Source organism: Burkholderiaceae bacterium (assembly GCA_024235995.1).
Classification (GTDB): domain Bacteria; phylum Pseudomonadota; class Gammaproteobacteria; order Burkholderiales; family Burkholderiaceae_C; genus Ottowia.
The window spans coordinates 2,367,619-2,394,202 of the sequence record JACKLI010000001.1 but is presented as its reverse complement, the minus strand read 5'-3'; the positions used below and the strand labels follow the sequence as shown (position 1 = coordinate 2,394,202).

Here is a 26,584-nt window from a genome sequence, read left to right as displayed (position 1 = left end):
ACGGAGTCCGTAGGGGCCCGCGTGGGAGCCCCAGAAACTCCGTTCTGGTTATGGCGCGTTGCGTGCGATTGGATCCGTCAGGAGGGCAAAGGCAACTTGTAGTCCTGCAGTTGTTCTCTCAACTTGGACTTGAGCATCTTTCCTGTGGCACCCAAGGGAATCGTCTCAACAAACACGACGTCATCGGGGATCTGCCACTTCGCGAGCCTGCCCTCGTAGAACTGCAGCAGCGCCTGTTTCGTCATGTCAGCACCGGGCTTCTTGACAACGACAACGATCGGCCGCTCGTCCCACTTGGGATGCCGAACGCCAATGCATGCCGCCATTGCCACGTCGGGGTGGGCCACGGCGATGTTCTCGACATCGATGGAGCTGATCCACTCGCCGCCGGACTTGATCACGTCTTTGCTCCGGTCGGTGATCTGCATGAACCCATCCGCATCGATGACCGCAACATCCCCGGTAGGAAACCAGCCATCAACAAGGGGGCTGTCCACGTTCTCTCTGAAATAACCCTTGACGACCCAGCCCCCCTTCACCAGCAGGTCACCACAGCTGCGGCCATCCCAGGGCAACTCATGGCCGGCGTCGTCCACAATCTTCATGTCGACGCCAGGAACCGCGCGCCCCTGCTTGAGCCGTACCGCTGTTTGCTCCTCCTTGGGCAAGGCGATCTGCTTGTTCTTGAGCGTGCCAACAGTGCCGACCGGGCTCATTTCTGTCATGCCCCAGGCATGCAGCACCTCCACGCCATGGCGCTCACGGAAGGCATCCATCATCGAGGGAGGGCATGCGGATCCGCCGATGATGGTGCGCCGCAAATGGTTGAGCTTGAAGCCGTTGGCTTCGACGTATCCCAACAGCATCTGCCAGACCGTGGGCACCCCCGCAGCGAAGCTCACCTGTTCCGCTTCGAGCAACTCATAAACCGACTTGCCATCCAAAGCAGGCCCTGGAAACACCAGCTTGCATCCCACAAGCGCCGCCGAATATGGGATACCCCAAGCATTTACGTGAAACATCGGCACAACAGGCAACACCGAATCACGCGCCGACAGGTTCATGACGTCCGGCCATGCCGCTGCGTAAGCGTGCAAGAGCGTGGAGCGGTGGCTATAGAGCACCCCTTTGGGGTTCCCCGTCGTCCCACTCGTGTAGCACAAGCTGGACGCAACGTTCTCATCCAGATCCGGCCACGGGTACTCGGCCAGATGGCCATCAATCCAATCTTCATAGCTCAACAGTCCCGGAATCCCCGAATCGACCGGAAGTTGATCCTTTTCGCAAAGCGCGATCCAGAGCCTTACCCCTGGGCACTTGCCCGCAATGGACTGCACCATGGGCAAGAAGGATGTGTCGAAAGCCAGCACCTGGTCCTCAGCGTGGCTGACGATCCAGGCCACCTGCTCCGGATGAAGCCGTGGATTGATGGTGTGCAGCACCCGACCCGATCCGCTCACACCGTAATAGAGTTCCAGATGCCGATAGCCATTCCAAGCCAGCGTGGCCACCCGCTGCCCTGTCGATATGCCACCCTTTTCCAAAGCGTGAGCTACCTGCATCGAACGCTGCCGCACGTCCTTCCATGTGTATCGGTGCACATCGCCTTCTACTCGGCGCGAAACAATTTCTCGGCGATCTCAATTTTGAAGTGCAACACCCTCACATGAGGTAAGTTGCACCGATGGGAACACGATACAAACAACTGCAGGCTGAAGAGCGCATGACGCTGAGCTCGCTGCACCAGCAAGGCTGGAGCCTTCGGGCCATGGGGCGACTGATGGGGCGCAGCCCCAGCACCCTGTGTCGCGAACTGCGGCGCAACAGCAGCGATAGCGGCTACGCCAGCAGCAGCGCCCACCACGCATATCTGAAGCGCCGCATCGATGCCCGACCCTTGCCCAAGCTGCATGCCGATGGCGCTTTGTGGCAGACGGTTTGCACGCTGCTCAGCTGGTGCTGGTCGCCACAGCAAATTGCCAGCACACTCAGGCGCATGCATCCCGATGAGCCCGCCTGGCACGTCTCGCACGAGACGATCTACGACACCATCTACGCCTACCCACGCGGGGAGCTGCGCCGCCAGCTCATCGCCTTGCTGCGCCAAGGCAAGAGCACGCGCAGGCCCCGCTCTGCGGGCCAGGATCGACGAGGGAAGATCCCTGACATGGTGAGCATCCATGTGCGCCCGCCCGAGATCGAAGACCGCCTGATGCCCGGGCACTGGGAGGGCGATCTGATCAAGGGTGCGGGCAACCAGTCTGCGGTCGGTGTGCTGGTGGAGCGTACAACGCGTCTTGTGCTGCTGTGCAAGATGCAGAGCAGCACGGCAGAAAGTGCGCTGGCGGCGTTCTCGGCCAAGCTCAATGCGGTGGCTGCGCCGCTGCGCAAAACGCTCACCTACGACCAGGGTCGGGAGATGGCGCGGCACAAGGCGCTCAGTGAGGCCACGGGCGTGAAGGTGTACTTTTGCGATCCGCACAGTCCTTGGCAAAAGGGCAGTTGCGAGAACACCAACGGATTGCTGCGCCAGTTCCTGCCCAAGGGCACCGATCTGTCGGTGCATGACCAAGATGCGCTGGACTCGATTGCCGACTTGATGAACAACCGACCCAGGCAGACGCTGGGATGGGACAGTCCCTACCAAGCTTTCAAGCGCATCATGACGGCCATCAGCGAGAAAGATTCGGCTACGATTCATTGATTCTCAACCACTGGTGTTGCACTTCAGAGTTGAGATCGCCCTCCGTCACCATGATGTCTCGCTGCGAAATCAATCAACGAGGAGATCAACAATGGTTGGCGCTGCATCAAACCCAACATACATTTTCCTTATCTCTTTTAGGCCACGCGAAATAGCTCGGATGTTGCTCGCCGCAACCAAATAATCGCGGAATCTCGATGGAATCGGGTATGCCAATATTGGTATCCAGCCAACAATGGCAGCTCAACAGGAAGTCGATACATCTGAAGGTCGCCGGCGGCGCAAAATCTTTCAGCCAAGGGCTGGGGTATCGTGGCCAATAAATCGCTGTTTTCGATGATCGAAGGAATATTCAATGCATGAGGCACCGTGATCTTGCATTTCCGTTGAATTCCACGCTGCTTCAGCTCTCTGTCGAGCCAAGTGGATTCATGCGGGCTGCGCCTCACCACCGCATGCTCCTCCAAAAGGTATTGTTCACGCGTCAACACTCCACGCAGGCGAGGGTGAGATCGCCTCGCAATGCAAACGAAAGGGTTGCGAAACAGCAGTTGCCGGTGAAGGTTCATCTCCTGAATGCCAGACAGAAATCCACATGCAAGGTCCACCTTTCCAGACTCCATCAAATGATGGAGCTGGTCAGCAGGATGGTCCACGATGTTGATCGTGATGTTGCGTGCCGTCGCAATGTGCTCGAGGATTGGTGGCACAAAAATGACGGCGCCAGCCGCCGTGATATTGATGGAGAATGTACGAGTTTCATCACGCGCCTGAAAACTGATTTCGGGCTCCAGCAATATCTCATCTTGAATGGTCCGCAATGCCTTGGAAATGGCCGGCGCCAGTTTCAAAGCCAACGGCGTCGGGTGCAAGCCGGCATGAGTGCGGATGAATAACGGATCGTTGAAGAGCTTCCGCAGTTTGGCAAGCGCATAGCTGCTTGCCGGCTGACTCATGCCTAGCGCTCTCGCTGCTGCTGAAACCTTGCGGGTTCTGATGAGTTCATCAAACAGGGGCAGCAGATTTAAATCAACGTCCGATATCTTCATTCAACCATAGTACCCCATAGGTAATCATCGACTTCTGTAGTCAAGCAGTGGCTTCAGTCATTCGTGGAACAAACTGAACCAACTGCTTTGCCATCAATTTGATCTGCTTTCGAATAGATTCATCCGAGCACTCATCACCGGTGAATCGAACCTCAAGGGAGTTGATGCCCACGCCAATGGGGGTAGGCCAACCGCGAAGGGCATGCACAATTTGGCGCAACTGGTTCAGTACAGTCCCCACCCCTTGGTTGCCATAGGCGCAGGCGATCACGCCAACGACCCTGCCATCAAGATAGACACGCGGATCATTTCGCATATCCTCCACGTAATCCAGAGCGTTCTTGATCAGACCTGACACGCCGCCGTGGTAGCAAGGCGAAGAAATCACCACGCCATCAGCCTCTCTCAATGCCTTGATGAAAGATTCACGCAGGTCGTCGTGAGCGTCGACCTCGTCTCCATAGATGGGCAGTTTGCTCAGTGCATGGCCCGTGAACAACTCAACCTGAGCGCCCATGCCCTCCAGGTCCTGCAGCACCTGCCTCAAGGCGAGCTCCGACGAGGAGTTCGGCCTGGAAGTACCCCCGATGCCAACGATATAAGGCTTGCGATTCACTGCGTAGCTCCTTCGGTCGTTCACTTCAAGTGCGGCATCACTTCAGAGGCATACATCTGCATGTTTCGGCGGGCGAGTTCATCACCCATGACACCGATCTGAAGCAGCGCCACGAAGATGCCGATATTGGTCGCGTCGCGCATTTTCTGGATCTTGTCCCGAACCATGGTCGGAGTGCCCACCACCACCGTGCCCAACTCGATCATCTCTTCAATGGTCTGGCGCTTCAAACCAATGCCCGCTCGCGCGGCCATGGTCTTCTTCATCGAAGACAAGGACGTGTAGCCGGGCGGCATCAGCATTTCCATGGGCAGCGTCAAGTAGTTGTTGAACAACGACTCGACACCGGCCCGAGCTTCCTCGATGGCGCGCTCATAGGTATCCGCCACGTAGACCGGTGCGGCCCATCCCAGCTGCTCGGAGCTTGCTTCATAACCATACTCACGTGCCTTCTCACGGTACGCGTTCAGGTTTCTGATGACATTGGACTCCTGCGCAAACGTGATCAGAAACGGATACTTCCGATCGGGATGCGCGGCCCAGTCGATCGTTTCGGCTGAGCCTTGCGATGGAATCCAGATCGGCGGGCGGGGGCTCTGGTAAGGCCTTGGCCAGAGGTTGACATAGTTGTGGTTGTAGTACTCGCCTTCCCATGCGAACGGACCCGGGGTCGTCCAGGCTTTCACAATCAGGTCGTGGGCCTCGTGAAAACGGCCATGCGAGAAAGCGGGATTGATAGGGGCCGCATGGTACTCAGCACCGATACCACGCACGAAACCACAAATCAGACGGCCTCTGGACAGGTTGTCCAACATGGCAAACTCTTCGGCGATATAGATGGGATTGCTCACCAAAGGCAACGCCCGGCCAAGAATGGCAATTTTCGCGCGCTTCGTCCGCTGGATGATCGCACTCGCAATCAGATTCGGCGCTGGCATCATTCCATAGGCGGTCTGGTGATGTTCGTTGACGCCCAACCCGTCGAAGCCCAGCGCATCAGCCTCCTCCAGCAGGTTCATGTGGCTTTCGTAGTCGTCTGCGCCTTTCTTGGGGTCATACAGGCTGTTGGGCAACACGACCCAAGCAGATCTCTGTTTTGCCGCCGCCTCCATGTCAAGCGGGCGGTAGGGCATCAAGGTAAAGTAAATATGCTGCATGTTATGCGCTCGTTTTAATGTCTTCGATAAGTCGACCAACGACTTCGTCCAGCTTTTCAATGTGGGGCATATGCCCACATTGCTCGATCATCTGAAAGTACTTCACGGAGGGTAGTTTCTCGACCCACTCTGATGACACTGCACTCGGGATCACCGCATCGTCCTTGCCCCAGATCAACCGCACAGGGTTTTTGATCCGGTGCAGCCAGTTCGGCAATACCAGGCTGAATCCACGGGGTTCCCACGCAAGCTTTGCCGACGCAAACCAGTTCTTCAACAGCTTGTCGCGGTCCTCCTCTGAAAGAGGCTTGGCCAATTGGGCCTCAACAAAGCGCTTGTCGGCATACAACGCATTGACGCGCTCCAAGGGCGTTTGAATGAAAAGGTCTGCATACTGCAGCCCCTTTTTCCGCAGGCCGGCGGGTGCCATCAAGGTGATGTCACGGATGCGGGTCCTGTTGCGCACAGCCATTTCGGCAGCGATCCAGCCTCCCAGCGAATGCCCAATCACATGAACATCATGAAGATCAAGCTCCTCAAGCATCTCCAGGTAGAACATGGCCATGTCCGGAATGGCCTTGATCCAACTGGGATCGTCAGAGTCGCCGAAACCAGGATGATCTGGCACCAGCAGATGACCCGCCTCTGCAAGGCGGTCAAAGAAAGGAAGCCATTCCATGACACCGCTGCCTGCACCGTGCAGGAACAGAATGGGCCGCCCCTTGCCAGCTTCGCGCAAATGAAGCTTGCAACCGTTAATGCTTGGGTATGTAGACTTGTATGACATTGTTCTTAAAATTCAATTGTTTGATCCGACGAGGGAGTGACTTCTGACCAGTCGCCCAGGCAGCAGGCCTGTGGGTTTGCCTTCGCGGACGACACACTTACCCGAGAGGAACGTAGCCAGATATCCATCTGAGTCCTGCGTGAATCGCGTTCCACCGGCCGGAAGATCTGAAACCACGTAGGGGAAACAGATCTCAAGGCGGTCCAGGTCGATAATGTTCAAATCGGCTTTCATACCTTGCTTGATGACCCCGCGGTCTTTCAATCCCATCATCTCCGCCGGCAGGCTGGTGAGCTTCTGTACAGCCCATTCCAATGGCAGTCCTTGCTGCTTCACCCAGTGCGTGAGCATGAATGTGGTGGAACTGGAATCGGTGATCAGGCCTACGTGCGCACCACCGTCACCCAAAGACAGGAGTGAATGCGGGTGTTGAACCATTTCCTGGCAGGCATCCAAATTGGCATGCGCATAGTTCGCAAAAGGCGAGTAAAGAAGGGTTTTCCCATCATTCGCCAGTTGCAGGTCATATGCAAATTCAACTTCGTCCATCCCTTGACTCGCAGCCAATGCTGAAATGGACTGACCGGATCCGGGATCGTAGATTAGCCTTTAGACAATCACTACTGTTCATTTTGTCTCCTATGATTTTTTAGAAATTCGGGAGATGCGCAGTATAGGTCGCGGGTCTCATTTGCTGTTCAATTTCTTATGGATAAGCAAAATCCAAAAATCAGATGCACATCTTCGTCGAATCTTCGGGTTTACCCTCTGGTCAGACGTTTCGAAGGATCAGTGCCAAATTGATGCTGCTTACCCGGAATGGAGCCCCCCGTAGGAAGATCTGAACGAAGAGATTCAGATTCAGTTAAGCGCAGATGGCGGGGCCTTCTCAGGGAGCTTGAACTTGCGGCAAAATCGAAAAGACTTGCGCGAGGAACGACACCGGCGAACCAACGAGCTACAAGTTCAAGAGCCTGTTTCAAGCCTTCACGTCCGAACAGGCATGCGCGCGCGACCTTAGAGCGAAGCAAGACGCGGCAGCCAGCACGCGTCAAACAGCGGTGGCAGGCAACAGTTCAGCCCAACCAGGGAGGGAAGGTGTGTGGTCCAGCCTGCACCTCGAAGCCTCAATGTCCAGCAAGCTCTACCGCAGCGCTGAAAGCTATCGATCTGGCTATCGATTGAGACAACGAAGTCACGCAAATCTTTGAGGTGCTACGGATCATGAGCGCGATGACCTGGCACAACAGGACACATCAAATGGCCTGCACCGCTGGAACCGCGACCTCGTGCGTCCAACATTCGTCGGCGGATGCATAACAGACGCGGGATGACGAGACCAATTCTGCGTTCCACGAGCGTTCTGCGGCGGCCACTACTCAGGCTGAATGCCTGCAAGCTTTGCGGCGTCACCCCAGGGCGGACACCCCGTGCGCAAGGCCAAAGCCATGTCAGTGCTCCATGGCGCTGAGCGCCTTCCGCGACGGATGAAACGGAGCTGTAATAGCGGTTGCGGCGTCCGGCAAAGAGGTCGGCTCAAACCTGGTGCAGCCAGCCCGTATGTCAGTGGGACCCGCGGCCTCACGAGCACCCCGTACTGTCGCCCTGGGCCTTGCGCCCTGGAGCACGCATCCTAGATTTCGATGACGTGGGCCGCCCGCCGATGTCGCCGCGACATGGAGGCGATCATGGAAGTCATTCATCCCCGCTGTGCGGGACTGGACGTGCACAAGCAGACCGTGGTGGCCTGCGCACGCATCGTTGGCAATGGCCCTCCTGTGCAGGAGGTTCGCACCTTTGCCACCACCACCTCGGGCCTGTTGGCATTGGCCGACTGGTTGGAGTCCTTCGGCGTTGAGCACGTCGCCATGGAGGCCACCGGCGTGTACTGGAAGCCCGTATGGCACATCCTCGAAGGCCACGTCGAACTGGTGCTGGCCAATGCCGCGCACGTCAAGAACGTGCCCGGACGCAAGACCGACGTCAACGACGCGACGTGGCTGGCCGACCTGCTGGCCCACGGCCTGATTCGCGCCAGTTTCGTGCCGCCGGTGGCCGTGCAGGAACTGCGCACGCTCACCCGCACGCGCAAGCAGTTCGTGCGCGAGCGCGCCGCGCACGCCCAGCGCCTGGAGAAAGTGCTCGAAGACGCCAACCTGAAGCTGGGCGTGGTACTCAGCGACATCCTGGGCCAGAGCGGGCGCGCCGTGCTCAACGCCATCGTGGCCGGCCAGAGCGATCCCCAGGCGCTTGCTGCGCACATCAGCACGCGTGTCAAAGCCAGCCGAGGTGAACTGCTCGAAGCCCTGCGCGGGCACATCCGGCCCCACCATCGCTTCATGTTCCGGCTGCACCTGGGCCACATCGATGCGCTGGAGCAGGCCATTGCCGACATCGAAAAGGAGGTGGGCCTGGGGCTCGAACCCTTTCGACAAGCCGCCAGGCTCTTGAGCACCATGCCCGGCTTGAAGTTGATGCCGGCTTCCAGAGCGACGGCGGCCACCGACGCACCGGGCACCAGGCTGCGCGCGACCAGCTCGCGTTTGAACATCGGGCTGTGCTCGCGCCGACGGCGCTTGCTCGGGGTGTCTTGATCGTTCATTGATGTGCATTAACGGTTCTTCATGCACACCATCGCAGCGTGCACGGATCACCTATCCTGCACACCAGCCTTCAGCAAAAATAGAGGGTACTAAGAAGACGCTTACACCATAACCCTAGCGCACACTGGACTTAGCAGGCCGTTGAAAAATCCCCTGCGAGCGTCCGCGTCGGCCGCTACGATCTGAAGCCATCCCGCAACAACTGCGACAAGAAAGATGAGAGGCAACCAAGACTTCCAGGGGGCGATGTTCAGCTACATCAGCCTTGAAGAAAGAGTGCCAGCGGCACACCCGCTGCGCAAGTTGCGCGCCGTGGTGGATGCGCTGCTGGCGAGCATGAACAGCGAGTTCGAAGCGGTGTACGCCCGCCGTGGCCGACCGTCGGTGCCGCCGGAGATGCTGCTCAAGGCCTTGCTGCTGCAAATCCTGTTCTCCATCCGCAGCGAACGCCAGCTGGTCGAGGCGGTCAACTACAACCTGCTGTACCGCTGGTTCGTCGGCCTGAACATCGAGGACAAAGTTTGGGACCACTCCACCTTCAGCGCCAACCGCGAACGCCTCTTCAACGAAGACCTGGCGCGCGCCTTCTTCGAGCGCGTCAAGCTCAGCGCCCAGTGGGGCCGGCTTGCCAGCGACGAACACTTCAGCGTGGACGGCACGCTGATTGAGGCCTGGGCCTCGCACAAGAGTTTCAAACGCAAAGACGACGACAGCGGCACGCCACCCGGACGCAACCCCGAGGTGAACTTCAAAGGGCAGGAGCGCTGCAACGGCACCCATGCCAGCACCACCGATGCCGATGCCCGGCTGTTCAAGAAGAGCGCGGGCGACAAGTCCCGCCTGTGCCACATGGGGCACATCCTCATGGAGAACCGCAACGGTCTGATCGTGGATGTGGAGATCACACATGCCAGTGGCACCGCCGAGCGCGAGGCGGCGCTGGCGATGCTCAAACGCCGGGGCAACAGGAACAAGCGGGCCACGGTCGGCGCCGACAAGGGCTACGACAGCAAGGCCTTCATCAAGGGCTGTCGCCGGCTCTTGGTCACGCCGCACGTGGCGGCCAAGGACAAGCACTCTGCAGTCGATGGGCGCATCAAGCGCCACGAGGGCTACAAAACCAGCCTCAAAGTGCGCAAGCGAATCGAGGAGGCCTTTGGCTGGATCAAGACAGTGGGCGGTCTGGCCAAGACCAAATTGATCGGTCAGGCCAAGCTCGCGGGCCAGGCGCTGCTGTGCTTTGCCACCTACAACCTGGTGCGCATGGGCAGTCTGGGCGGTTGGTGGGACGCGCATCATGCGTGAACCATGGGATACGTGCGCCCGGAACGGGCAAAACGGCCTGCAAACAGGCCGAAATGGCCGCTCCAATCGCTGCGCAGGCCAGTTTGCGCGATCCGTTTCTTCGAAATCCACGACCCTGGCGCGTTCGATGAGCATTTTTTCAACGGCCTGTTAGTTAACAGTCACTCCTGAACCGCCCCGGTTTTTGAGGAGGCTCAAATCTCTGAGAGGATTGAGCCATGAAGAAGTCAAACAAGTTCTCACCCGAGGTGCGTGAGCGTGCGGTGAGGATGGTGCAAGAGCACCGAGGGGAGTACCCGTCGTTGTGGGCAGCTATCGAGTCCATCGCGCCGAAGATCGGCTGTGTGCCGCAGACCTTGAACGAATGGGTCAAGCGCGCCGAGGTCGATTCTGGTGTGCGAGAAGGCGTCACGTCCAGTGAAGCCCAACGGGTCAAGGATCTGGAACGAGAGGTCAAGGAGCTGCGCCGAGCCAACGAGATACTGAAGCTGGCCAGCGCGTTTTTCGCCCAGGCGGAGCTCGACCGCCGTCTGAAGTCCTGAAGGGCTTCATCGATCAGCATCGACAGGCCTACGGGGTCGAGTCGATCTGCAAGGTGCTGCAGATCGCCCCGTCTGGCTATTGGCGCCACGCCGCCCAACAACGCAACCCGACCCTGCGATGTCAGCGCGCACAGCGTGACGGTGCATTGGCTCCTCACATCGAACGTGTGTGGCGAGCCAACATGGGGTCTCCTCGTTTTCAGTGCAATAAGTGACGGTACGCAAAGCTAGCACTGGCGCGGGGGTGGTCTGGGTAGACCGTTGATTTCATTGACTTTCCTGTTCGCTTTGTAAACGGGTATGGTGGCCTCCCACTTTTGAGGTTCACGATGCAGGGTTGGCACACAACGTTTTTGGGGATGCGTGGGCTCCCCCGCGATATCAGCGACTTCGAGATGAAGGCATTTTTCACCTTCGATGGTGCCGAGCGCGACGCAATCAATGCACGCCGAGGTGATTCCCACAAGCTTGGTCTGGCGCTCCATATTGGTTTCCTGCGCATGAGTGGGCGTTTGCTCGGTGCCTTTCGGGTAATTCCAGTAGCCTTGTGGCGCCACCTTGGCAACGAGCTTGGCATTGCAGCACCAGAAGTCGCCTCGCTGAGAGCCATGTATGAACGCGGGCGCACGCTATTCGATCACCAACAAGTAGCCTGCACGGTCCTTGGATTCCAGTGGATGAGCGAGCACCAGCGCCGCTCACTGGTACGTGAACTGCGCGACGAAGTGGCGCGCTGCGCCGACCGCGATCAGCTACTCGTGCGGGCGCGTCAATGGCTGTACAAGAACAAGCTGGTGATCGTGCACGAGCGGGCAATTCGGACACTGATTGCGGCGGCACTTGCCCAGCTTGAAGTTGAAACAGGCACCGCCATCGCCGCCAGCGTTGATCCAGCAACACTTGATCGCTGGCGAGCCTCAGTTTCAGAGCTGCGCCCAGATGGACAAACCCAGCAGAGTTGGCTATGGGCTGCACCGGCGAAACACTCAACCCGCCAAATCAGCGAGGTACTGGAGCGCATCGACCTGCTTTACACGCTGGACGTTCATAAGCACCTGGCAGACATCCCCGATCTCATCTTGCGCCGCTACGCGCGCCGACTTGTCTCCAGGCCGCCCTCAGCCGGAGCCAAGATCAAAGAGCCAGCGCGCACCGTGGAGGTCGCATGCTTTCTTCGGTATTGCCTGTTCACCACCACAGACCAGTTGATCCTTATGGTGCAGCGCCGGATCGCCGATCTGTGGCGTCAGGCTGCCGCCGATGTCCCCGCTACCGTCAATTGGGCCGCAATGTACAAAACGCTGCTCGGCGAACTTGTTGCCTTGAGCGCGCAAGGTGCGGTGCCAGATGCTGAGTTGCGTGCCCGTCTTGAAGCCTTGATCACCGAAACCCAGAAACGCAAACCACCGAGCAGGGCCTCCCTGGTCCGCGAGGGATTGATTGATGGAATTCGCCCCGTGCGGTCGTTGCTCGTCGCCATTGCAAAGCTGCCCTGGCAGGCCACCGGCGAGCATCCTGCCATCGAGTACCTTGCCAAGCTGCAAGCTTTATATCTCAAAGGATCCAGAAAGCTGCCAGTTGAAGTGGTGGCACCAAGTCTGGGAATGATCTGGCAGGTTTCGATCTCCAGCCCAGACCGGGAACGGGCGTTTCAGGCGTTGGAGGTGGCCACCCTGTTTGCCCTGCGCCGCGCGGTGCGCAATGGCTCGGTCTGGATTGAGCACAGCCTGAGCTTTCGGGGTCGTGCGCGCTTGTTCTTCACGGACGAGCGTTGGCAGGCAGAGTCCAAGAAACACTATGCCCGTCTATCGTTACCCAGCAAGGCTGCCACTTTCTTGAAGCCTTTGCTGGCCAGAGTAACTGCCGGTGTCGATGCGGTGGCCGCTGCAGCCCGCAGTGGCGTACTGCGCGTGGATGATGAACTCCATTTGTCGCCATTGCCCGCAGAGGACGAAGACCCAGAAGTGACCAAGCTGCGCGCGGCTTTGGATCACCGCATCGGTGAGGTTCAATTGCCGGAAGTGATTCTGGCCGTTGACGCCCAGGTGCGCTTTAGCTGGATCATGCTCGGACGTGAGCCGCGCTCTACCGACGAGCTGCTGATGGTCTATGCCGGCATCATGGCCCACGGCACCAGTCTGACTGCGGTCGAATGCGCGCGCATGATTCCGCAATTGTCTGCCACCAGCATTCGCCAGGCCATGCGCTGGGCGCGGGACGAACGGCGTCTGAGCCAGGCCTGCCAGGCTGTGCTGGAATTCATGCAGCGACACCCGATTGCCGCCACCTGGGGGCGGTCCGATTTGGCATCTTCTGACATGATGAGCATGGAGACCACCAAACGGGTGTGGCAAGCCCGGCTTGATCCTCGGCGCAACACACCTTCCATTGGAATCTACTCCCATGTAAAAGACCGGTGGGGCATCTTCCATGCGCAGCCCTTTGTGCTCAATGAGCGCCAGGCGGGCGTGGCCATTGAAGGTGTCATCCGCCAAGAAAAGCTGGAGACCAGCCAGCTTGCTGTGGATACCCATGGCTACACCGACTTTGCCATGTCACATGCCCGTTTGCTTGGTTTTGATCTTTGCCCGCGGTTGAAGGAACTCAAACAGCGCCACCTCTTTGTGCCACGCGGCACCAAAGTGCCCGCAGAAATCGCTGCGGTGTGCGAAGCCAATGTCGACGTCGCTTTGATCGAAAAGCATTGGGATAGTCTGGTGCACCTGGCAGCCTCGGTCATGAGCGGACATGCCAGTGCGGTGGCAGCTCTTGCGCGGTTCGGTTCTGCCGCCCAGGGCGATCCAATCTATGAGGCTGGCGTGCAATTGGGGCGGTTGCTGCGTACGGCGTTTTTGGCTGACTACTTTGTCAAGGACGCTTTCAGGAACGAGTTGCGCCGGGTGCTCAATCGGGGCGAGGCTGTTAACGCCCTCAAGCGCGCCATTTATACCGGCCGGATCAGCCCGGCGCAGGCCAAACGTGTCGATGAAATGCAGGCTGTGGCCGATGCGTTGAGCCTGATGGCCAACATCGTGATGGCGTGGAATACCTCACAGATGCAGGCGGTCCTGGATCGCTGGTCGAACCGCCGCCAGGTCATTCCACCGGAACTGATCGGGAAGATTGCGCCCACCAGGCTGGAGAGCATCAACTTGCGGGGTGTGTTTCGCTTCCCGGTTGACCGCTATGCTGACCAAATCCTGCCTTCGCGGCCAAATGCATCGATAACTGGCACCAATGGATGAAACCGACCACGGTTTGACGCCACGAATCGCAGATTTGAAAGTGAACAGGAAAGTCAATGAAATCAACGATCTACCAACACCACCTCCGCGCCAGTGCTAGCTTTTCGTACCGTCACTTATTGCACTGAAAACGAGGAGACCCCTGCAGGCCGTGGCCCGCACCATCGTCGGCGCTGTGCGGCAGGTGGACACCGTCGCCCGACTGGCCGGAGACGAGTTCACAGTGCTGTGCGAAAACGTGGATTCCGAAGAGGCCGCGCTGCAGATCGTGACCAAGCTGCAGCATGCGTTCGAGCCGCCGCTGGACATTGACGGCGAGCCGCTGGCCGTGCGCGCCAGCATCGGCCTGAGCCTGTTTCCCCGCGACGCGCAGGATGCGCGTACACTCATGGCAAGCGCCGACGCGGCCATGTACCGCATCAAGCAAGGCCACAAGCGCAGGTTGTGAGACTGCGCGCTGCCGCGAACCTTGCCCATGCGCCGGCCCGTGTTGCTTTCGTGTCAGCCTGCGGCGCTAGGCTGTGTGTCGTTCACCTTCTTGCACTGACCCATGACCTCCATCTTTGACCAGCACCTGCCCCGCAACGAAGCCAACTTTGCCGCCCTGTCGCCCCTGTCGTTCATCGAACGCACGGCCGAGGTCTACCCCGACCGCCTGGCCATCGTCCATGGCGAGCTGCGCCAGACCTGGGCCCAGACCTATGCGCGCTGCCGCCAGCTGGCCAGCGCGCTGACGAACGCGGGCATCGGCAAGAACGACACCGTGGCGGTGATGCTGCCCAACACGCCCCCGATGGTGGAGGCGCACTTTGGCGTGCCCATGGCCGGCGCCGTGCTCAACACCCTCAACACCCGGCTGGACCCCGAAGCCATCGCCTTCATGCTGGACCACGGCGAGGCCAAGGCCGTGATCGTGGACCCGGAATTCAGCGGCACCATGGCCAAGGCGCTGGCCCTGCGCACCGCCGCCACGCCCCTCCCCGTGATCGAGGTGCAGGACGCCCTCTACGGCCCCGCCGTGCAAAGCCTGGGCGGCACCGACTACGACGCCTTTGTGGCCAGCGGCGACGCGGCCTTTGCCTGGAGCCTGCCCGCTGACGAGTGGGATGCGATTGCGCTCAACTACACATCCGGCACCACCGGCAACCCCAAGGGCGTGGTCTACCACCACCGGGGCGCCGCCACCAACGCCATCAGCAACGTGCTGGAGTGGGACATGCCCAAGCACGCGGTGTACCTGTGGACCTTGCCGATGTTCCACTGCAACGGCTGGTGCTTTCCGTGGACCATTGCAGCGCGTGCGGGCGTCAACGTGTGCCTGCGCCGCGTGGACGCGCAGGCCATCTTCGACGCCATCCGCCATCACGGCGTCACGCACTACTGCGGCGCGCCCATCGTGCATGGGCTGCTGGTGAACGCTCCCGAGGCCATGAAGGCGGGCGTGCCCGCAGGCGTCAAGGCCATGGTGGCAGGCGCTGCGCCACCGGCCTCAATGATCGAGGGCATGGAAAAGATGGGGTTCGATTTGACCCATGTGTACGGCCTGACCGAGGTGTACGGCCCCGCCACTGTCTGTGCCAAACACGAGGCCTGGGATGCGCTCGACATCGGCGAGCGCGCCCGCCTCAACGCTCGCCAGGGCGTGCGCTACCACCTGGAGCGCGACGTGCGCGTGCTGGACCCCGAGACGATGAAACCCGTGCCGCAAGACGGCGAAACCATGGGCGAGATCATGTTCAAGGGCAACATCGCCATGAAGGGCTACCTCAAGAACCCCAAAGCCACTGACGAAGCCTTTGCGGGCGGCTGGTTCCACAGCGGCGACCTTGCGGTGCAGTACCCCGACGGCTACATCAAGATCAAGGACCGCAGCAAGGACATCATCATCTCGGGTGGCGAGAACATCTCGTCCATCGAGGTGGAAGACGTGCTCTACCGCCACCCCGATGTGCTGGCCGCCGCCGTGGTGGCCAAGCCCGACCCCAAGTGGGGCGAGACGCCCTGCGCGTTTGTGGAGCTGAAGGCCGGTGCGCAGACCACGCCCGAAGACATCGTGGCGCACTGCAAGAAGCACTTGGCGGGCTTCAAGGTGCCGCGCGCCGTGGTGTTTGGCGAGCTGCCCAAGACCAGCACCGGCAAGATCCAGAAGTTCGAGCTGCGCAAGCAGGCCGGGTCGGCAGCGGCCATCAACGTCTGAGAGGCGCGAGGCTCCTTTCAGGAAGAGACCGCGTGCAGTGGGTTATCAAAATGCTATTTAATTGATAGCTGGTAGCGCATATTCCACTAGCGCATCCACCGCTTTTGGTTTGAAAACCAGTGCCAGGGGCTCCTGGGCGACCCGGCGGCGCTGCCAGGGCTGCGTGTCAACGTCCTTCGTCCACCGCCTCGCGCCAGTCCCGCGCTGACATCCCCAGCTTTTGCGCAAACACGCGCGACAGCGCTGAGGGGTTGGCATAGCCCAGTTCGTGGGCGATGGACTTGAGCGACCGGCCCGCGCGCAGGTGGGCCTGCGCCAGTGTCAGCCGCCAGTGCGCCAGGTAGTCGGCGGGGGTGTCCCCCACCACGGCCTTGAAGCGGGCGGCAAACGCGCTGCGCGACATGGCCGCCTGCTGGGCCATCTGCGCCAGGCTCCACGGCTCGCCGGGCGCCTCGTGCAGGGCCGTGAGGGTGCGCGAGAGTTGCGGGTCGGCCAGGCCCGTCAGCAGGCCCGGCGGCATCTGCGCCTGCTGCGGGTGGTCCAGCAGCCAGCGCAGCAACTGCAGCAGCACTACTTCAAACAGCCGGTCGGCCAGCACGCGGTGGCCGCAGCGCAGGCGGTCGGTTTCGACAAACAGCAAGTCCAGCGACTGCTGCAGCCCGTCCACCGCGCCCAGCGGCAGCACCACCAGCGGGGGCAGGGCGCGGGCCAGCGGGTGGCTGGCGCCGCCGTCAAAGTCCAGTGCGGCGCAGGTGAAGTCTGAGCCCTCGGTGGGCGCGTTGTGAAAGAAGTGCTCCAGCGGCCGGGCATAGAACAACAGGCTGGGCTCGCACACCTGAAGCCGTTCGGGCGGGCCCGCCTGGGGCTGGTGCGTCACCACCATCTCGCCCCGGCGCAGCACATGCAAAAAGCCCCGGCCCGGCGCCGCCGCAAAGTGCGTCACACCACACAGCGGCCCGTTGTGGAACAGGTGCGCCCGCACCCGAAACCGCTCCAGCAGCGGCGACAACCGGTCGAGCGGGGTGGAGGCCTGCGCAGGTGTGGTGATGGGTGTTGGCATGGTTTTGGATGATTTGGTATGAATTTTGGATTTTATGTGCCAAATGGTACGAGCTGACACTGGAAACTGCAGGGGTGCCGAGAACAGGCACAAGTTCTCAATCACCTTCATGACCTTCAAGGAACACACCATGTCCGCTACTTCTTCCTCCATCGCCCGCGTCCCCCTCGTTGACCGTACCGCCGCCACCGGCACTGTGCGCGCCGTGCTCGACCAGGTCCACGGTGCCTTTGGCGCCACGCCCAACATGTTCCGCGCCGTGGCCAATTCGCCCGCCGCGCTGCAAAGCATGTGGGGCGCGTTTGGTGCGCTGGGCGGGGGCGTGATCGGCGCCGCCCTGGGTGAGCAGATCGCCGTGGCCGTGGCCAACCGCAATGCCTGCGACTACTGCCTGGCCGCCCACACGGCCCTCGGCCGCAAGGCGGGCGTGAGTGGCGAGGCCCTGGCCGCCGCGCAGACGGGCGAATCGGCCGACCCGCGCACTGCCGCCGTGCTGCGCTTTGTGCTGCAACTGGTCAACGAACGTGGCCAGGTTGATGCGGCCGATGTGCAGGCTCTGCGCGACCAGGGCGTGAACGACGAGCAGATCGTCGAGATCGTGGCTCACGTGGCGCTCAACCTGTTCACCAACTATGTCAATGTGGCACTGGGCGTGCCGGTGGATTTCCCCGGCGTCAAGCTGCGCCCGGCTCGTTAAAGGGCGTAGCGGCGCGTGTCTGGCCCGTAGGCCGGATGCGCGCCGCTTCTGGTGCCGCTGCTCGCTCGGTCCTGCGGCGGCGCAATCGCAGTCAGTTATGCGCGACGACGATGCGTGCGTTTTCCGCACGCATCACCGGCGGCAAAGTCGTTTGTCAGCGCGGCAGGCCTGCTGCACCATGGCCGCTCCCTTGCCACCCCACCCGAAGGAAGTCGCCCCATGACCCCCGACCGCGACGCGCACGCCATCGACACCCTGCCACGCCTGGAGGCCCTGCTGGGCCCGCTGAGCGATGCCTCCGTCCACAAAGAGCTGCCGTATGTGCACCCTGCCTACCGCGCCATGATCGCGGCGTCGCCCTTTGCCGTGCTGGCCACCACCGGCCCCGGCGGGCTGGATGCCTCGCCGCGCGGCGACCCCGCCGGCTTTGTGCAACTGCTGGACGACAAGACCCTGCTGCTGCCCGAGCGCCGTGGCAATAACCGCGCCGACAGCCTGCGCAACATCGTGGCCGACCCGCGCGTGGCACTGCTGTTCCTCATCCCCGGCGTGGGCGAAACGCTGCGCGTCAACGGCCACGCCCGCATCAGCGTCGCGCCCGACCTGCTGGCGCGGTTTGTGGTCAACGGCCAGCCCCCCAAATGTGTGATCGTGGTCGATGTGCAGGCGGTGTACTTCCAGTGCGCGCGCGCCATCCAGCGCTCGCGCCTGTGGGATGCCGTGCCGCCCGGCACCCCGCGCCCCGTGCCTACCCCGGGCGCCATCCTGGCGTCCATCACGCAAGGCGCGTTTGACGGCGCCGCCTACGACCGCGAGCTGCCAGCGCGCCAGCAAGCCACGTTGTATTGAACTGGCACCGTGATCCACCGCCACAGTGCTGCCCCCGCCGCCAGCGCACACAATGGCGGTTGGGTGCGCAGGGCTTGCGCTTCATGGACTCACCGGCCGAGCACGCAGATGTGTTGAGGCTCTGTGGGGCGTGCAGTGAGCCCCCCGCGCACGTTCACACCCAGTGAGGGGGAGACATGGATTCCGTGCTGTTGATCGTGGCCCTGGGCGCAGTGGCCGCCGGGTTTGTGCAGGGCCTGTCGGGCTTTGGTTTTGGCATGGTAGCCATGTCGTTCTGGGCCTGGACGCTGGAGCCCCGCCTGGCCGCGCTGCTGGCCGTGTGCGGCGCGCTCACCGGCCAGCTGGTGGCAGCGGCCACCGTGCGCCGGGGTTTTGACCGGGTGCGCCTGCTGCCCTTTGTGCTGGGTGGTCTGGTGGGCATCCCCATCGGCGTGGCCGTGCTGCCCCGTCTGGACATGGACGCGTTCAAGGTCATCCTGGGCACGCTGCTGGTGCTGTGGTGCCCGGCGATGCTGATGGCCAAGAATCTGCCCCGCATCACCCGTGGCGGCCGCGTGGCCGACGCGCTGGTGGGCATGGCGGGCGGCGTGATGGGCGGGCTGGGCGGCTTCACCGGCGTGCTGCCCACCCTGTGGTGCACCCTGCGCGGGCTGGACAAGGACGTGCAGCGCGCCATCATCCAGAACTTCAACCTCGCCATGCTGCTGGTGACCTTCATCACCTACCTGGCCACCGGCCTGGTCACCCGCGAGGCGCTGCCGCTGCTGGCCATCGTGGTGCCCGCCATGCTGGTGCCGGTGCTGCTGGGCGCGCGGCTGTACCACGGCATCAGCGACGCACGGTTCCGGCAGATCGTGCTGGGCATGTTGACCCTGTCGGGTGTGGCGATGCTGGTGGCCAGCCTGCCCAAAGTGCTGGCGCGGCTGGGCTAGGTTCTCTCGATCAATTTGCAGGAGCGCCCGTCGGTGGCCATCCTGTTGTCGACTTGTCGCACATGCCCCGCTACATTGGGAGGGGCATGCACCAAAAAGATGACACCACGCGGCCACCGGACGCGGACGACCGTCTTGGGGCCGGGGCCTCGCGGCGCCGCTATCGCCTGGCCACGCCGCTGAGCCTGGCGATAGCGCTGGGCTGCATGGTGGCCATTGCGGGCTTCTGGCTGGTCACACTGCAGCGCGTGGCGTTCGAGCGCGAGCAGGCCGCTGCATCGGCCATGCAGTCCAACGCCAACCTGGCGATTGCCTTCGAACAGCAGGTGTTCCGCACCCTCAAGGCGGCCGAGCAGGTGGCGGCCTTTGTGCGCGAGCAATACCTGCAGCAGGGCACCGACATCGACCTGCGCGACTGGGTGGCGCGGGGGGTGATCCGCGAGCCCATGTTCACCATCATCAGTGTGGTCAACGAGCAGGGCGACATCGTCAGCAGCAGCCAGGAGACGGGCGCCGTCAACTACAGCGACCGCGCCTTTTTCAAGGCGCTGCGTGCCAGCGATCGCGATGACCTGTTTGTGAGCGAGCCTGTGCTGGGCCGTGTGTCGGGGCAGTGGCGCATACCGATGGCGCTGCGCATCGTGAGCGAGGGTGGCCGCTTTGGGGGCGTGGTGGTGATGTCGGTGGACCCCACGAACTTCACCGACTTTTACCGCCAGGCCGACCTGGGCGCCCAGGGGCTGTTGGAGCTGGCGGGGCTGGACGGCGTGGTGCGCGGCCGCAAGGCGGGGGGGCAAATCAGCTTTGGCGCTGATGCGCGGGGCCTGCCCTGGTTTCAGCAACGCGCGCAGGACCCCGAAGGCGAACTGATCGATGACACCGGCGCGGTGGACGGTGTGCCGCGCATTCTCAGCTACCGCAGCATGGCGGGCTACCCGTTGATGGTGACGGTGGGTTCGGCCTCCGACGAGGTGCTGGCGCCGGTGATGCAGCGGCGTATTGAATATCTGGCCCTGGCGGCGGGTGCCAGTGTGGCGCTGCTGTGTTTTGGCGCGTTGCTCATCGTGGTGCTGGCGCGTCAGCGGGCCGTGGCCGATGCGCTCGCGTCCAGCGAAGGGCTGTTCCGCGCCACCTTCCACCAGGCGGCCACCGGCATTGCCCACATCACGCCCGAGGGCCGCATCCTGCGCGCCAATGACAAGTTCTGGGGTCTCCTCGTTTTCAGTGCAATAAGTGACGGTACGCAAAGCTAGCACTGGCGCGGGGGTGGTCTGGGTAGACCGTTGATTTCATTGACTTTCCTGTTCGCTTTGTAAACGGGTATGGTGGCCTCCCACTTTTGAGGTTCACGATGCAGGGTTGGCACACAACGTTTTTGGGGATGCGTGGGCTCCCCCGCGATATCAGCGACTTCGAGATGAAGGCATTTTTCACCTTCGATGGTGCCGAGCGCGACGCAATCAATGCACGCCGAGGTGATTCCCACAAGCTTGGTCTGGCGCTCCATATTGGTTTCCTGCGCATGAGTGGGCGTTTGCTCGGTGCCTTTCGGGTAATTCCAGTAGCCTTGTGGCGCCACCTTGGCAACGAGCTTGGCATTGCAGCACCAGAAGTCGCCTCGCTGAGAGCCATGTATGAACGCGGGCGCACGCTATTCGATCACCAACAAGTAGCCTGCACGGTCCTTGGATTCCAGTGGATGAGCGAGCACCAGCGCCGCTCACTGGTACGTGAACTGCGCGACGAAGTGGCGCGCTGCGCCGACCGCGATCAGCTACTCGTGCGGGCGCGTCAATGGCTGTACAAGAACAAGCTGGTGATCGTGCACGAGCGGGCAATTCGGACACTGATTGCGGCGGCACTTGCCCAGCTTGAAGTTGAAACAGGCACCGCCATCGCCGCCAGCGTTGATCCAGCAACACTTGATCGCTGGCGAGCCTCAGTTTCAGAGCTGCGCCCAGATGGACAAACCCAGCAGAGTTGGCTATGGGCTGCACCGGCGAAACACTCAACCCGCCAAATCAGCGAGGTACTGGAGCGCATCGACCTGCTTTACACGCTGGACGTTCATAAGCACCTGGCAGACATCCCCGATCTCATCTTGCGCCGCTACGCGCGCCGACTTGTCTCCAGGCCGCCCTCAGCCGGAGCCAAGATCAAAGAGCCAGCGCGCACCGTGGAGGTCGCATGCTTTCTTCGGTATTGCCTGTTCACCACCACAGACCAGTTGATCCTTATGGTGCAGCGCCGGATCGCCGATCTGTGGCGTCAGGCTGCCGCCGATGTCCCCGCTACCGTCAATTGGGCCGCAATGTACAAAACGCTGCTCGGCGAACTTGTTGCCTTGAGCGCGCAAGGTGCGGTGCCAGATGCTGAGTTGCGTGCCCGTCTTGAAGCCTTGATCACCGAAACCCAGAAACGCAAACCACCGAGCAGGGCCTCCCTGGTCCGCGAGGGATTGATTGATGGAATTCGCCCCGTGCGGTCGTTGCTCGTCGCCATTGCAAAGCTGCCCTGGCAGGCCACCGGCGAGCATCCTGCCATCGAGTACCTTGCCAAGCTGCAAGCTTTATATCTCAAAGGATCCAGAAAGCTGCCAGTTGAAGTGGTGGCACCAAGTCTGGGAATGATCTGGCAGGTTTCGATCTCCAGCCCAGACCGGGAACGGGCGTTTCAGGCGTTGGAGGTGGCCACCCTGTTTGCCCTGCGCCGCGCGGTGCGCAATGGCTCGGTCTGGATTGAGCACAGCCTGAGCTTTCGGGGTCGTGCGCGCTTGTTCTTCACGGACGAGCGTTGGCAGGCAGAGTCCAAGAAACACTATGCCCGTCTATCGTTACCCAGCAAGGCTGCCACTTTCTTGAAGCCTTTGCTGGCCAGAGTAACTGCCGGTGTCGATGCGGTGGCCGCTGCAGCCCGCAGTGGCGTACTGCGCGTGGATGATGAACTCCATTTGTCGCCATTGCCCGCAGAGGACGAAGACCCAGAAGTGACCAAGCTGCGCGCGGCTTTGGATCACCGCATCGGTGAGGTTCAATTGCCGGAAGTGATTCTGGCCGTTGACGCCCAGGTGCGCTTTAGCTGGATCATGCTCGGACGTGAGCCGCGCTCTACCGACGAGCTGCTGATGGTCTATGCCGGCATCATGGCCCACGGCACCAGTCTGACTGCGGTCGAATGCGCGCGCATGATTCCGCAATTGTCTGCCACCAGCATTCGCCAGGCCATGCGCTGGGCGCGGGACGAACGGCGTCTGAGCCAGGCCTGCCAGGCTGTGCTGGAATTCATGCAGCGACACCCGATTGCCGCCACCTGGGGGCGGTCCGATTTGGCATCTTCTGACATGATGAGCATGGAGACCACCAAACGGGTGTGGCAAGCCCGGCTTGATCCTCGGCGCAACACACCTTCCATTGGAATCTACTCCCATGTAAAAGACCGGTGGGGCATCTTCCATGCGCAGCCCTTTGTGCTCAATGAGCGCCAGGCGGGCGTGGCCATTGAAGGTGTCATCCGCCAAGAAAAGCTGGAGACCAGCCAGCTTGCTGTGGATACCCATGGCTACACCGACTTTGCCATGTCACATGCCCGTTTGCTTGGTTTTGATCTTTGCCCGCGGTTGAAGGAACTCAAACAGCGCCACCTCTTTGTGCCACGCGGCACCAAAGTGCCCGCAGAAATCGCTGCGGTGTGCGAAGCCAATGTCGACGTCGCTTTGATCGAAAAGCATTGGGATAGTCTGGTGCACCTGGCAGCCTCGGTCATGAGCGGACATGCCAGTGCGGTGGCAGCTCTTGCGCGGTTCGGTTCTGCCGCCCAGGGCGATCCAATCTATGAGGCTGGCGTGCAATTGGGGCGGTTGCTGCGTACGGCGTTTTTGGCTGACTACTTTGTCAAGGACGCTTTCAGGAACGAGTTGCGCCGGGTGCTCAATCGGGGCGAGGCTGTTAACGCCCTCAAGCGCGCCATTTATACCGGCCGGATCAGCCCGGCGCAGGCCAAACGTGTCGATGAAATGCAGGCTGTGGCCGATGCGTTGAGCCTGATGGCCAACATCGTGATGGCGTGGAATACCTCACAGATGCAGGCGGTCCTGGATCGCTGGTCGAACCGCCGCCAGGTCATTCCACCGGAACTGATCGGGAAGATTGCGCCCACCAGGCTGGAGAGCATCAACTTGCGGGGTGTGTTTCGCTTCCCGGTTGACCGCTATGCTGACCAAATCCTGCCTTCGCGGCCAAATGCATCGATAACTGGCACCAATGGATGAAACCGACCACGGTTTGACGCCACGAATCGCAGATTTGAAAGTGAACAGGAAAGTCAATGAAATCAACGATCTACCAACACCACCTCCGCGCCAGTGCTAGCTTTTCGTACCGTCACTTATTGCACTGAAAACGAGGAGACCCCGCTTACGCCGCTGGTGGAGGCGGTGAGCGAATTCGCGGGCCGCGCCGCCGAGAAGCTGAGGAAACAGAACTGCCTTGCCACCGAGCTGCTGGTATTCATGCACACCTCGCCGTACCGGCCGGGGGCGCAATGCTCGCGCAGCGTGGTGGTGCCCCTGCGAAGACCGACCGACGACACGCTGGCACTCGCCAATGCGGCGGCGGACGGCATGCGCTACATGTATGTGCCGGGCTTCCGCTTCATCAAAGCCGGCGTGATCTTGGTGGACCTACAGCCGGCAAGCCTTCTGCAGCGGGAACTGGACCTGGAGCCAGAAGAGACCCTTGAAGTCCCGCGAGACCGCTCCCGGCTGATGGTAGCCATGGACGCCATCAACGGGCGCTATGGCAAGGGCACGGTGCATCCGGCGGCCACGGGAAAGGCAGGGCCACAGCGGGTGTGGGGCATGAAGCAGGAGCGGCGCACGCCGCAGTACACGACGCGGCTGGAGGATGTGCCGATGGTGCGGGCGTGAAACGACTGGTCAGACCCACCCAGGGCATGAACCTGGTACTTTGCGCTCGCCAGCGGCTTCAGGCTGCTTGCTGTCGGTGACCTGGCACGCTTGAATGTCGGTAGCCGAGGTCACCAGTCCTTCCAGGATGGAAGGGTCGAACGACCGCTGCACCTCCGTCACCAGCCTCTCAACACATGCCGGCCTGGTCGCGCTTCGAGAATGACCCCTCGCGTCCGAGGTTAGCGGCTGTGCCCGACCCTGAGATGACATCCGGGTCAATACCTCAATCCGGCCAGTCCAGTCACGACAGATCAGGGGCGTAACCTCTGAGGAATCGGGGAAGCTGGAGTTACAGAGTGCAGCCGCCGTAGACCGCCGGCTGCTCGAAGCTGCCAGTTCTCCAAAGTGAACTCACCGGGCGTTGCGGCGCTTGCCGATGGCTCGATCGTCACATTCACAGGTCGATCGGCCGAACTGGAACAGCCAATCCCGAACAGATGTTGCACAGCTCGCCCCTGACAGCAGACATTCAACTGAAGTTCACTCCACCATACGACCCCGTCAATGCCAGTCCGGCCTGTATCCAAATCTGACACGCATTCCGAGATCTGGTGATCTTTCAACCTATTGAAGTCTGTGACGGCAACATGGACGCATGCATCTCACTTTTCACGACCAACTTGCTGTACGGCGTCAAGGTTGCCGAGCATGCGCTTGAGCAGGTCAATCAGCATTTCTCGCTCGGTCGCGCTGATGCCTTTAAGTAGTGCTTCTTCGCGAGCCATAGCGTATCGGTAAATGGCGTTGTGCCATTTGCTGCCTTCACCGGTCACTTGGTACTCGATCTTGCGCAACCCCTGCGGCCTCGAATCCAGCCATCCGTTGCCCACAAGCGTGGCGATTGCCCGGCTCACTGCTCCCTTGTCGAGACCCATGAGCTCAGAGGCCTTGGATGCTGTGGACCAAGGATAGATATTGAAATAGGCAAGTACGCGCCATTCCGTTACCCCTACGCCGAATTTCTCGTTGTAGAGAAGGGATGCGCTGCTGGACACCTTGTTGGAGAGCCACAGCAGCAAGCCGGGTACGTACCTTTCCAGTTCGAGTTGCATCGTGGTCTCTGAGCGGTCTGTCGATTCGCGAAATCTAGCCATTGATGACACCTCCATCAACCGTGATGACCTGCCCTGTGACGTAGGAAGCTGCGCCACCACACAGGAAGCCGACAACGCCCGCCACATCCTCTGGCTCGCCGAAGCGCCCAAGTGGTATCTCGGCCAAGCGTTCCGGTCCCATGGCCGCAACCAGATCGGATGTCATTCTGGTTCGGATCAGTCCGGGTGAAACGGCATTGACCAGCGTCCTAGGTGCCAGATCGCGCGAGAAAGACCGCACCAGGCCTACGATGCCGCCCTTGGCTGCGGCATAAGCCGCGCGCCCAGGCGTGCCACGCTGGAACGCGCGAGACGTGCACAACACCACACGGGTCGTCTCTCCAGGATCGCGAACTTCGCGAAATGCCAACACCGCCTCATAGGCTGTCGTGAGGTTGCTGGCGATGGCCCGATCCCAGACCGACCGGTCTTCTGCGTCGAGTGGATCCTGTTCGAACAACCCGGCCATATGCACCAACGCATAAAGCGGCTCTCCAGCCGCTTGCGCGGCCAGCGCGCATTCATGGGCGTTAGACAAGTAAGAAACCTGAGTGCCGGTTCGTTCAGGAAAACCCAAGGCTATACGGGTCTGCTGCAACCGTTGGGCATCCACATCCACCAACGTCACCTTAGCGCCTCGCTCCAGGAAGTGGCGCGCACACGCGCTGCCAATGCCCCCGGCACCACCCGTCACAAGCACGTGCCTGTCTTGAAATTCATGTGTTTCCATTCGTCGGATTGTGAAGATAGCATGTTGACATGCCAACCTAAATTGCGAGAT

Annotated in this window: 19 protein-coding genes, 3 pseudogenes and 1 other annotated feature; of the genes and pseudogenes, 13 read left to right on the top strand and 9 right to left on the bottom strand. The window is 61.1% G+C overall.

The window, feature by feature from the left end:
* Positions 1–77: 77 nt before the first annotated feature.
* A complete protein-coding gene (locus tag H6927_11505) occupies positions 78–1,628 on the bottom strand; it encodes a long-chain-fatty-acid--CoA ligase (protein ID MCP5218723.1) in 1,551 nt (516 codons plus the stop codon).
* A gap of 56 nt (positions 1,629–1,684) precedes the next feature.
* Between H6927_11505 and H6927_11500 the strand changes: the two genes are divergently transcribed.
* Positions 1,685–2,704 (top strand): IS30 family transposase, encoded by a 1,020-nt coding sequence (locus H6927_11500; GenBank protein MCP5218722.1) that lies wholly within the window; start codon positions 1,685–1,687, stop codon positions 2,702–2,704.
* A 137-nt stretch (positions 2,705–2,841) separates the two neighbouring features.
* On the opposite strand, the gene H6927_11495 is transcribed toward H6927_11500, so the two are convergent.
* The 5 genes from H6927_11495 to H6927_11475 are packed head-to-tail and all read right to left on the bottom strand — an operon-like array spanning position 2,842 to position 6,862.
* Positions 2,842–3,753: a LysR family transcriptional regulator gene (locus H6927_11495; protein ID MCP5218721.1), complete on the bottom strand. Its 912-nt coding sequence runs from the start codon at positions 3,751–3,753 to the stop codon at positions 2,842–2,844.
* 40 nt (positions 3,754–3,793) lie between these two features.
* Positions 3,794–4,369, bottom strand: a complete 576-nt coding sequence (locus tag H6927_11490) for an NAD(P)H-dependent oxidoreductase (protein ID MCP5218720.1) — start codon at positions 4,367–4,369, stop codon at positions 3,794–3,796.
* Positions 4,370–4,389: 20 nt separating this feature from the next.
* Entirely contained in the window at positions 4,390–5,526 is a 1,137-nt protein-coding gene (locus H6927_11485) for an LLM class flavin-dependent oxidoreductase (protein ID MCP5218719.1), read from the bottom strand.
* A gap of 1 nt (position 5,527) precedes the next feature.
* The gene (locus tag H6927_11480) at positions 5,528–6,313 is read right to left on the bottom strand and encodes an alpha/beta fold hydrolase (GenBank protein MCP5218718.1); all 786 of its coding nucleotides are present in this window, start codon (positions 6,311–6,313) and stop codon (positions 5,528–5,530) included.
* 12 nt (positions 6,314–6,325) lie between these two features.
* On the bottom strand, positions 6,326–6,862 hold the full coding sequence (locus tag H6927_11475) for an amidohydrolase family protein (protein MCP5218717.1): 537 nt from the start codon (positions 6,860–6,862) through the stop codon (positions 6,326–6,328).
* 1,139 nt (positions 6,863–8,001) lie between these two features.
* On the opposite strand from H6927_11475, the pseudogene H6927_11470 reads away from it, so the two are divergent.
* From H6927_11470 to H6927_11445, 6 genes and pseudogenes are all read left to right on the top strand, one after another.
* Positions 8,002–8,781 (top strand): annotated as a pseudogene (locus H6927_11470) (IS110 family transposase).
* A 351-nt stretch (positions 8,782–9,132) separates the two neighbouring features.
* A complete protein-coding gene (locus H6927_11465) occupies positions 9,133–10,221 on the top strand; it encodes an IS5-like element ISCte5 family transposase (protein ID MCP5218716.1) in 1,089 nt (362 codons plus the stop codon).
* Between the two features lie 218 nt (positions 10,222–10,439).
* Positions 10,440–10,948 (top strand): annotated as a pseudogene (locus H6927_11460) (transposase).
* Positions 10,718–10,834: a sequence feature (AL1L pseudoknot), on the top strand. Its footprint overlaps the pseudogene before it by 117 nt.
* Positions 10,949–11,092: 144 nt before the next feature.
* A complete protein-coding gene (locus tag H6927_11455) occupies positions 11,093–14,008 on the top strand; it encodes a Tn3-like element IS1071 family transposase (GenBank protein MCP5218715.1) in 2,916 nt (971 codons plus the stop codon).
* A gap of 142 nt (positions 14,009–14,150) precedes the next feature.
* A pseudogene (locus tag H6927_11450) lies at positions 14,151–14,456 on the top strand (GGDEF domain-containing protein).
* Between the two features lie 102 nt (positions 14,457–14,558).
* On the top strand, positions 14,559–16,205 hold the full coding sequence (locus tag H6927_11445) for an acyl-CoA synthetase (GenBank protein MCP5218714.1): 1,647 nt from the start codon (positions 14,559–14,561) through the stop codon (positions 16,203–16,205).
* Positions 16,206–16,371: 166 nt separating this feature from the next.
* Here the strand turns inward: H6927_11445 and H6927_11440 are convergent, their stop codons facing one another.
* Positions 16,372–17,265, bottom strand: a complete 894-nt coding sequence (locus H6927_11440) for an AraC family transcriptional regulator (GenBank protein ID MCP5218713.1) — start codon at positions 17,263–17,265, stop codon at positions 16,372–16,374.
* 151 nt (positions 17,266–17,416) lie between these two features.
* Here H6927_11440 and H6927_11435 point away from each other — a divergent pair, with 151 nt between their 5' ends.
* The 6 genes from H6927_11435 to H6927_11410 all read left to right on the top strand — a co-directional run bounded on the left by H6927_11435 (position 17,417) and on the right by H6927_11410 (position 24,667).
* Positions 17,417–17,962 (top strand): peroxidase-related enzyme, encoded by a 546-nt coding sequence (locus H6927_11435; GenBank protein MCP5218712.1) that lies wholly within the window; start codon positions 17,417–17,419, stop codon positions 17,960–17,962.
* Positions 17,963–18,181: 219 nt separating this feature from the next.
* Positions 18,182–18,811, top strand: a complete 630-nt coding sequence (locus tag H6927_11430) for a pyridoxamine 5'-phosphate oxidase family protein (GenBank protein ID MCP5218711.1) — start codon at positions 18,182–18,184, stop codon at positions 18,809–18,811.
* 176 nt (positions 18,812–18,987) lie between these two features.
* Positions 18,988–19,743: a sulfite exporter TauE/SafE family protein gene (locus H6927_11425; GenBank protein ID MCP5218710.1), complete on the top strand. Its 756-nt coding sequence runs from the start codon at positions 18,988–18,990 to the stop codon at positions 19,741–19,743.
* Between the two features lie 86 nt (positions 19,744–19,829).
* Positions 19,830–20,996 (top strand): hypothetical protein, encoded by a 1,167-nt coding sequence (locus H6927_11420; GenBank protein ID MCP5218709.1) that lies wholly within the window; start codon positions 19,830–19,832, stop codon positions 20,994–20,996.
* Positions 20,997–21,094: 98 nt separating this feature from the next.
* A complete protein-coding gene (locus tag H6927_11415) occupies positions 21,095–24,010 on the top strand; it encodes a Tn3-like element IS1071 family transposase (protein ID MCP5218708.1) in 2,916 nt (971 codons plus the stop codon).
* 93 nt (positions 24,011–24,103) lie between these two features.
* Positions 24,104–24,667: a DUF4113 domain-containing protein gene (locus tag H6927_11410; protein MCP5218707.1), complete on the top strand. Its 564-nt coding sequence runs from the start codon at positions 24,104–24,106 to the stop codon at positions 24,665–24,667.
* A 644-nt stretch (positions 24,668–25,311) separates the two neighbouring features.
* On the opposite strand, the gene H6927_11405 is transcribed toward H6927_11410, so the two are convergent.
* On the bottom strand, positions 25,312–25,761 hold the full coding sequence (locus H6927_11405) for a MarR family transcriptional regulator (protein ID MCP5218706.1): 450 nt from the start codon (positions 25,759–25,761) through the stop codon (positions 25,312–25,314).
* A gap of 34 nt (positions 25,762–25,795) precedes the next feature.
* A complete protein-coding gene (locus tag H6927_11400; protein ID MCP5218705.1) occupies positions 25,796–26,533 on the bottom strand; it encodes an SDR family oxidoreductase in 738 nt (245 codons plus the stop codon).
* Positions 26,534–26,584: the final 51 nt, after the last annotated feature.

Coding starts and splice junctions, on each gene's coding strand:
- H6927_11480 (MCP5218718.1), bottom strand. CDS start 6,313: ATGTCATACAAGTCTACATACCCAAGCATTAACGGTTGCAAGCTTCAT.
- H6927_11420 (MCP5218709.1), top strand. CDS start 19,830: ATGCACCAAAAAGATGACACCACGCGGCCACCGGACGCGGACGACCGT.
- H6927_11425 (MCP5218710.1), top strand. CDS start 18,988: ATGGATTCCGTGCTGTTGATCGTGGCCCTGGGCGCAGTGGCCGCCGGG.
- H6927_11445 (MCP5218714.1), top strand. CDS start 14,559: ATGACCTCCATCTTTGACCAGCACCTGCCCCGCAACGAAGCCAACTTT.
- H6927_11405 (MCP5218706.1), bottom strand. CDS start 25,761: ATGCAACTCGAACTGGAAAGGTACGTACCCGGCTTGCTGCTGTGGCTC.
- H6927_11455 (MCP5218715.1), top strand. CDS start 11,093: ATGCAGGGTTGGCACACAACGTTTTTGGGGATGCGTGGGCTCCCCCGC.
- H6927_11430 (MCP5218711.1), top strand. CDS start 18,182: ATGACCCCCGACCGCGACGCGCACGCCATCGACACCCTGCCACGCCTG.
- H6927_11500 (MCP5218722.1), top strand. CDS start 1,685: ATGGGAACACGATACAAACAACTGCAGGCTGAAGAGCGCATGACGCTG.
- H6927_11465 (MCP5218716.1), top strand. CDS start 9,133: ATGAGAGGCAACCAAGACTTCCAGGGGGCGATGTTCAGCTACATCAGC.
- H6927_11415 (MCP5218708.1), top strand. CDS start 21,095: ATGCAGGGTTGGCACACAACGTTTTTGGGGATGCGTGGGCTCCCCCGC.
- H6927_11495 (MCP5218721.1), bottom strand. CDS start 3,753: ATGAAGATATCGGACGTTGATTTAAATCTGCTGCCCCTGTTTGATGAA.
- H6927_11400 (MCP5218705.1), bottom strand. CDS start 26,533: ATGGAAACACATGAATTTCAAGACAGGCACGTGCTTGTGACGGGTGGT.
- H6927_11485 (MCP5218719.1), bottom strand. CDS start 5,526: ATGCAGCATATTTACTTTACCTTGATGCCCTACCGCCCGCTTGACATG.
- H6927_11475 (MCP5218717.1), bottom strand. CDS start 6,862: ATGGACGAAGTTGAATTTGCATATGACCTGCAACTGGCGAATGATGGG.
- H6927_11440 (MCP5218713.1), bottom strand. CDS start 17,265: ATGCCAACACCCATCACCACACCTGCGCAGGCCTCCACCCCGCTCGAC.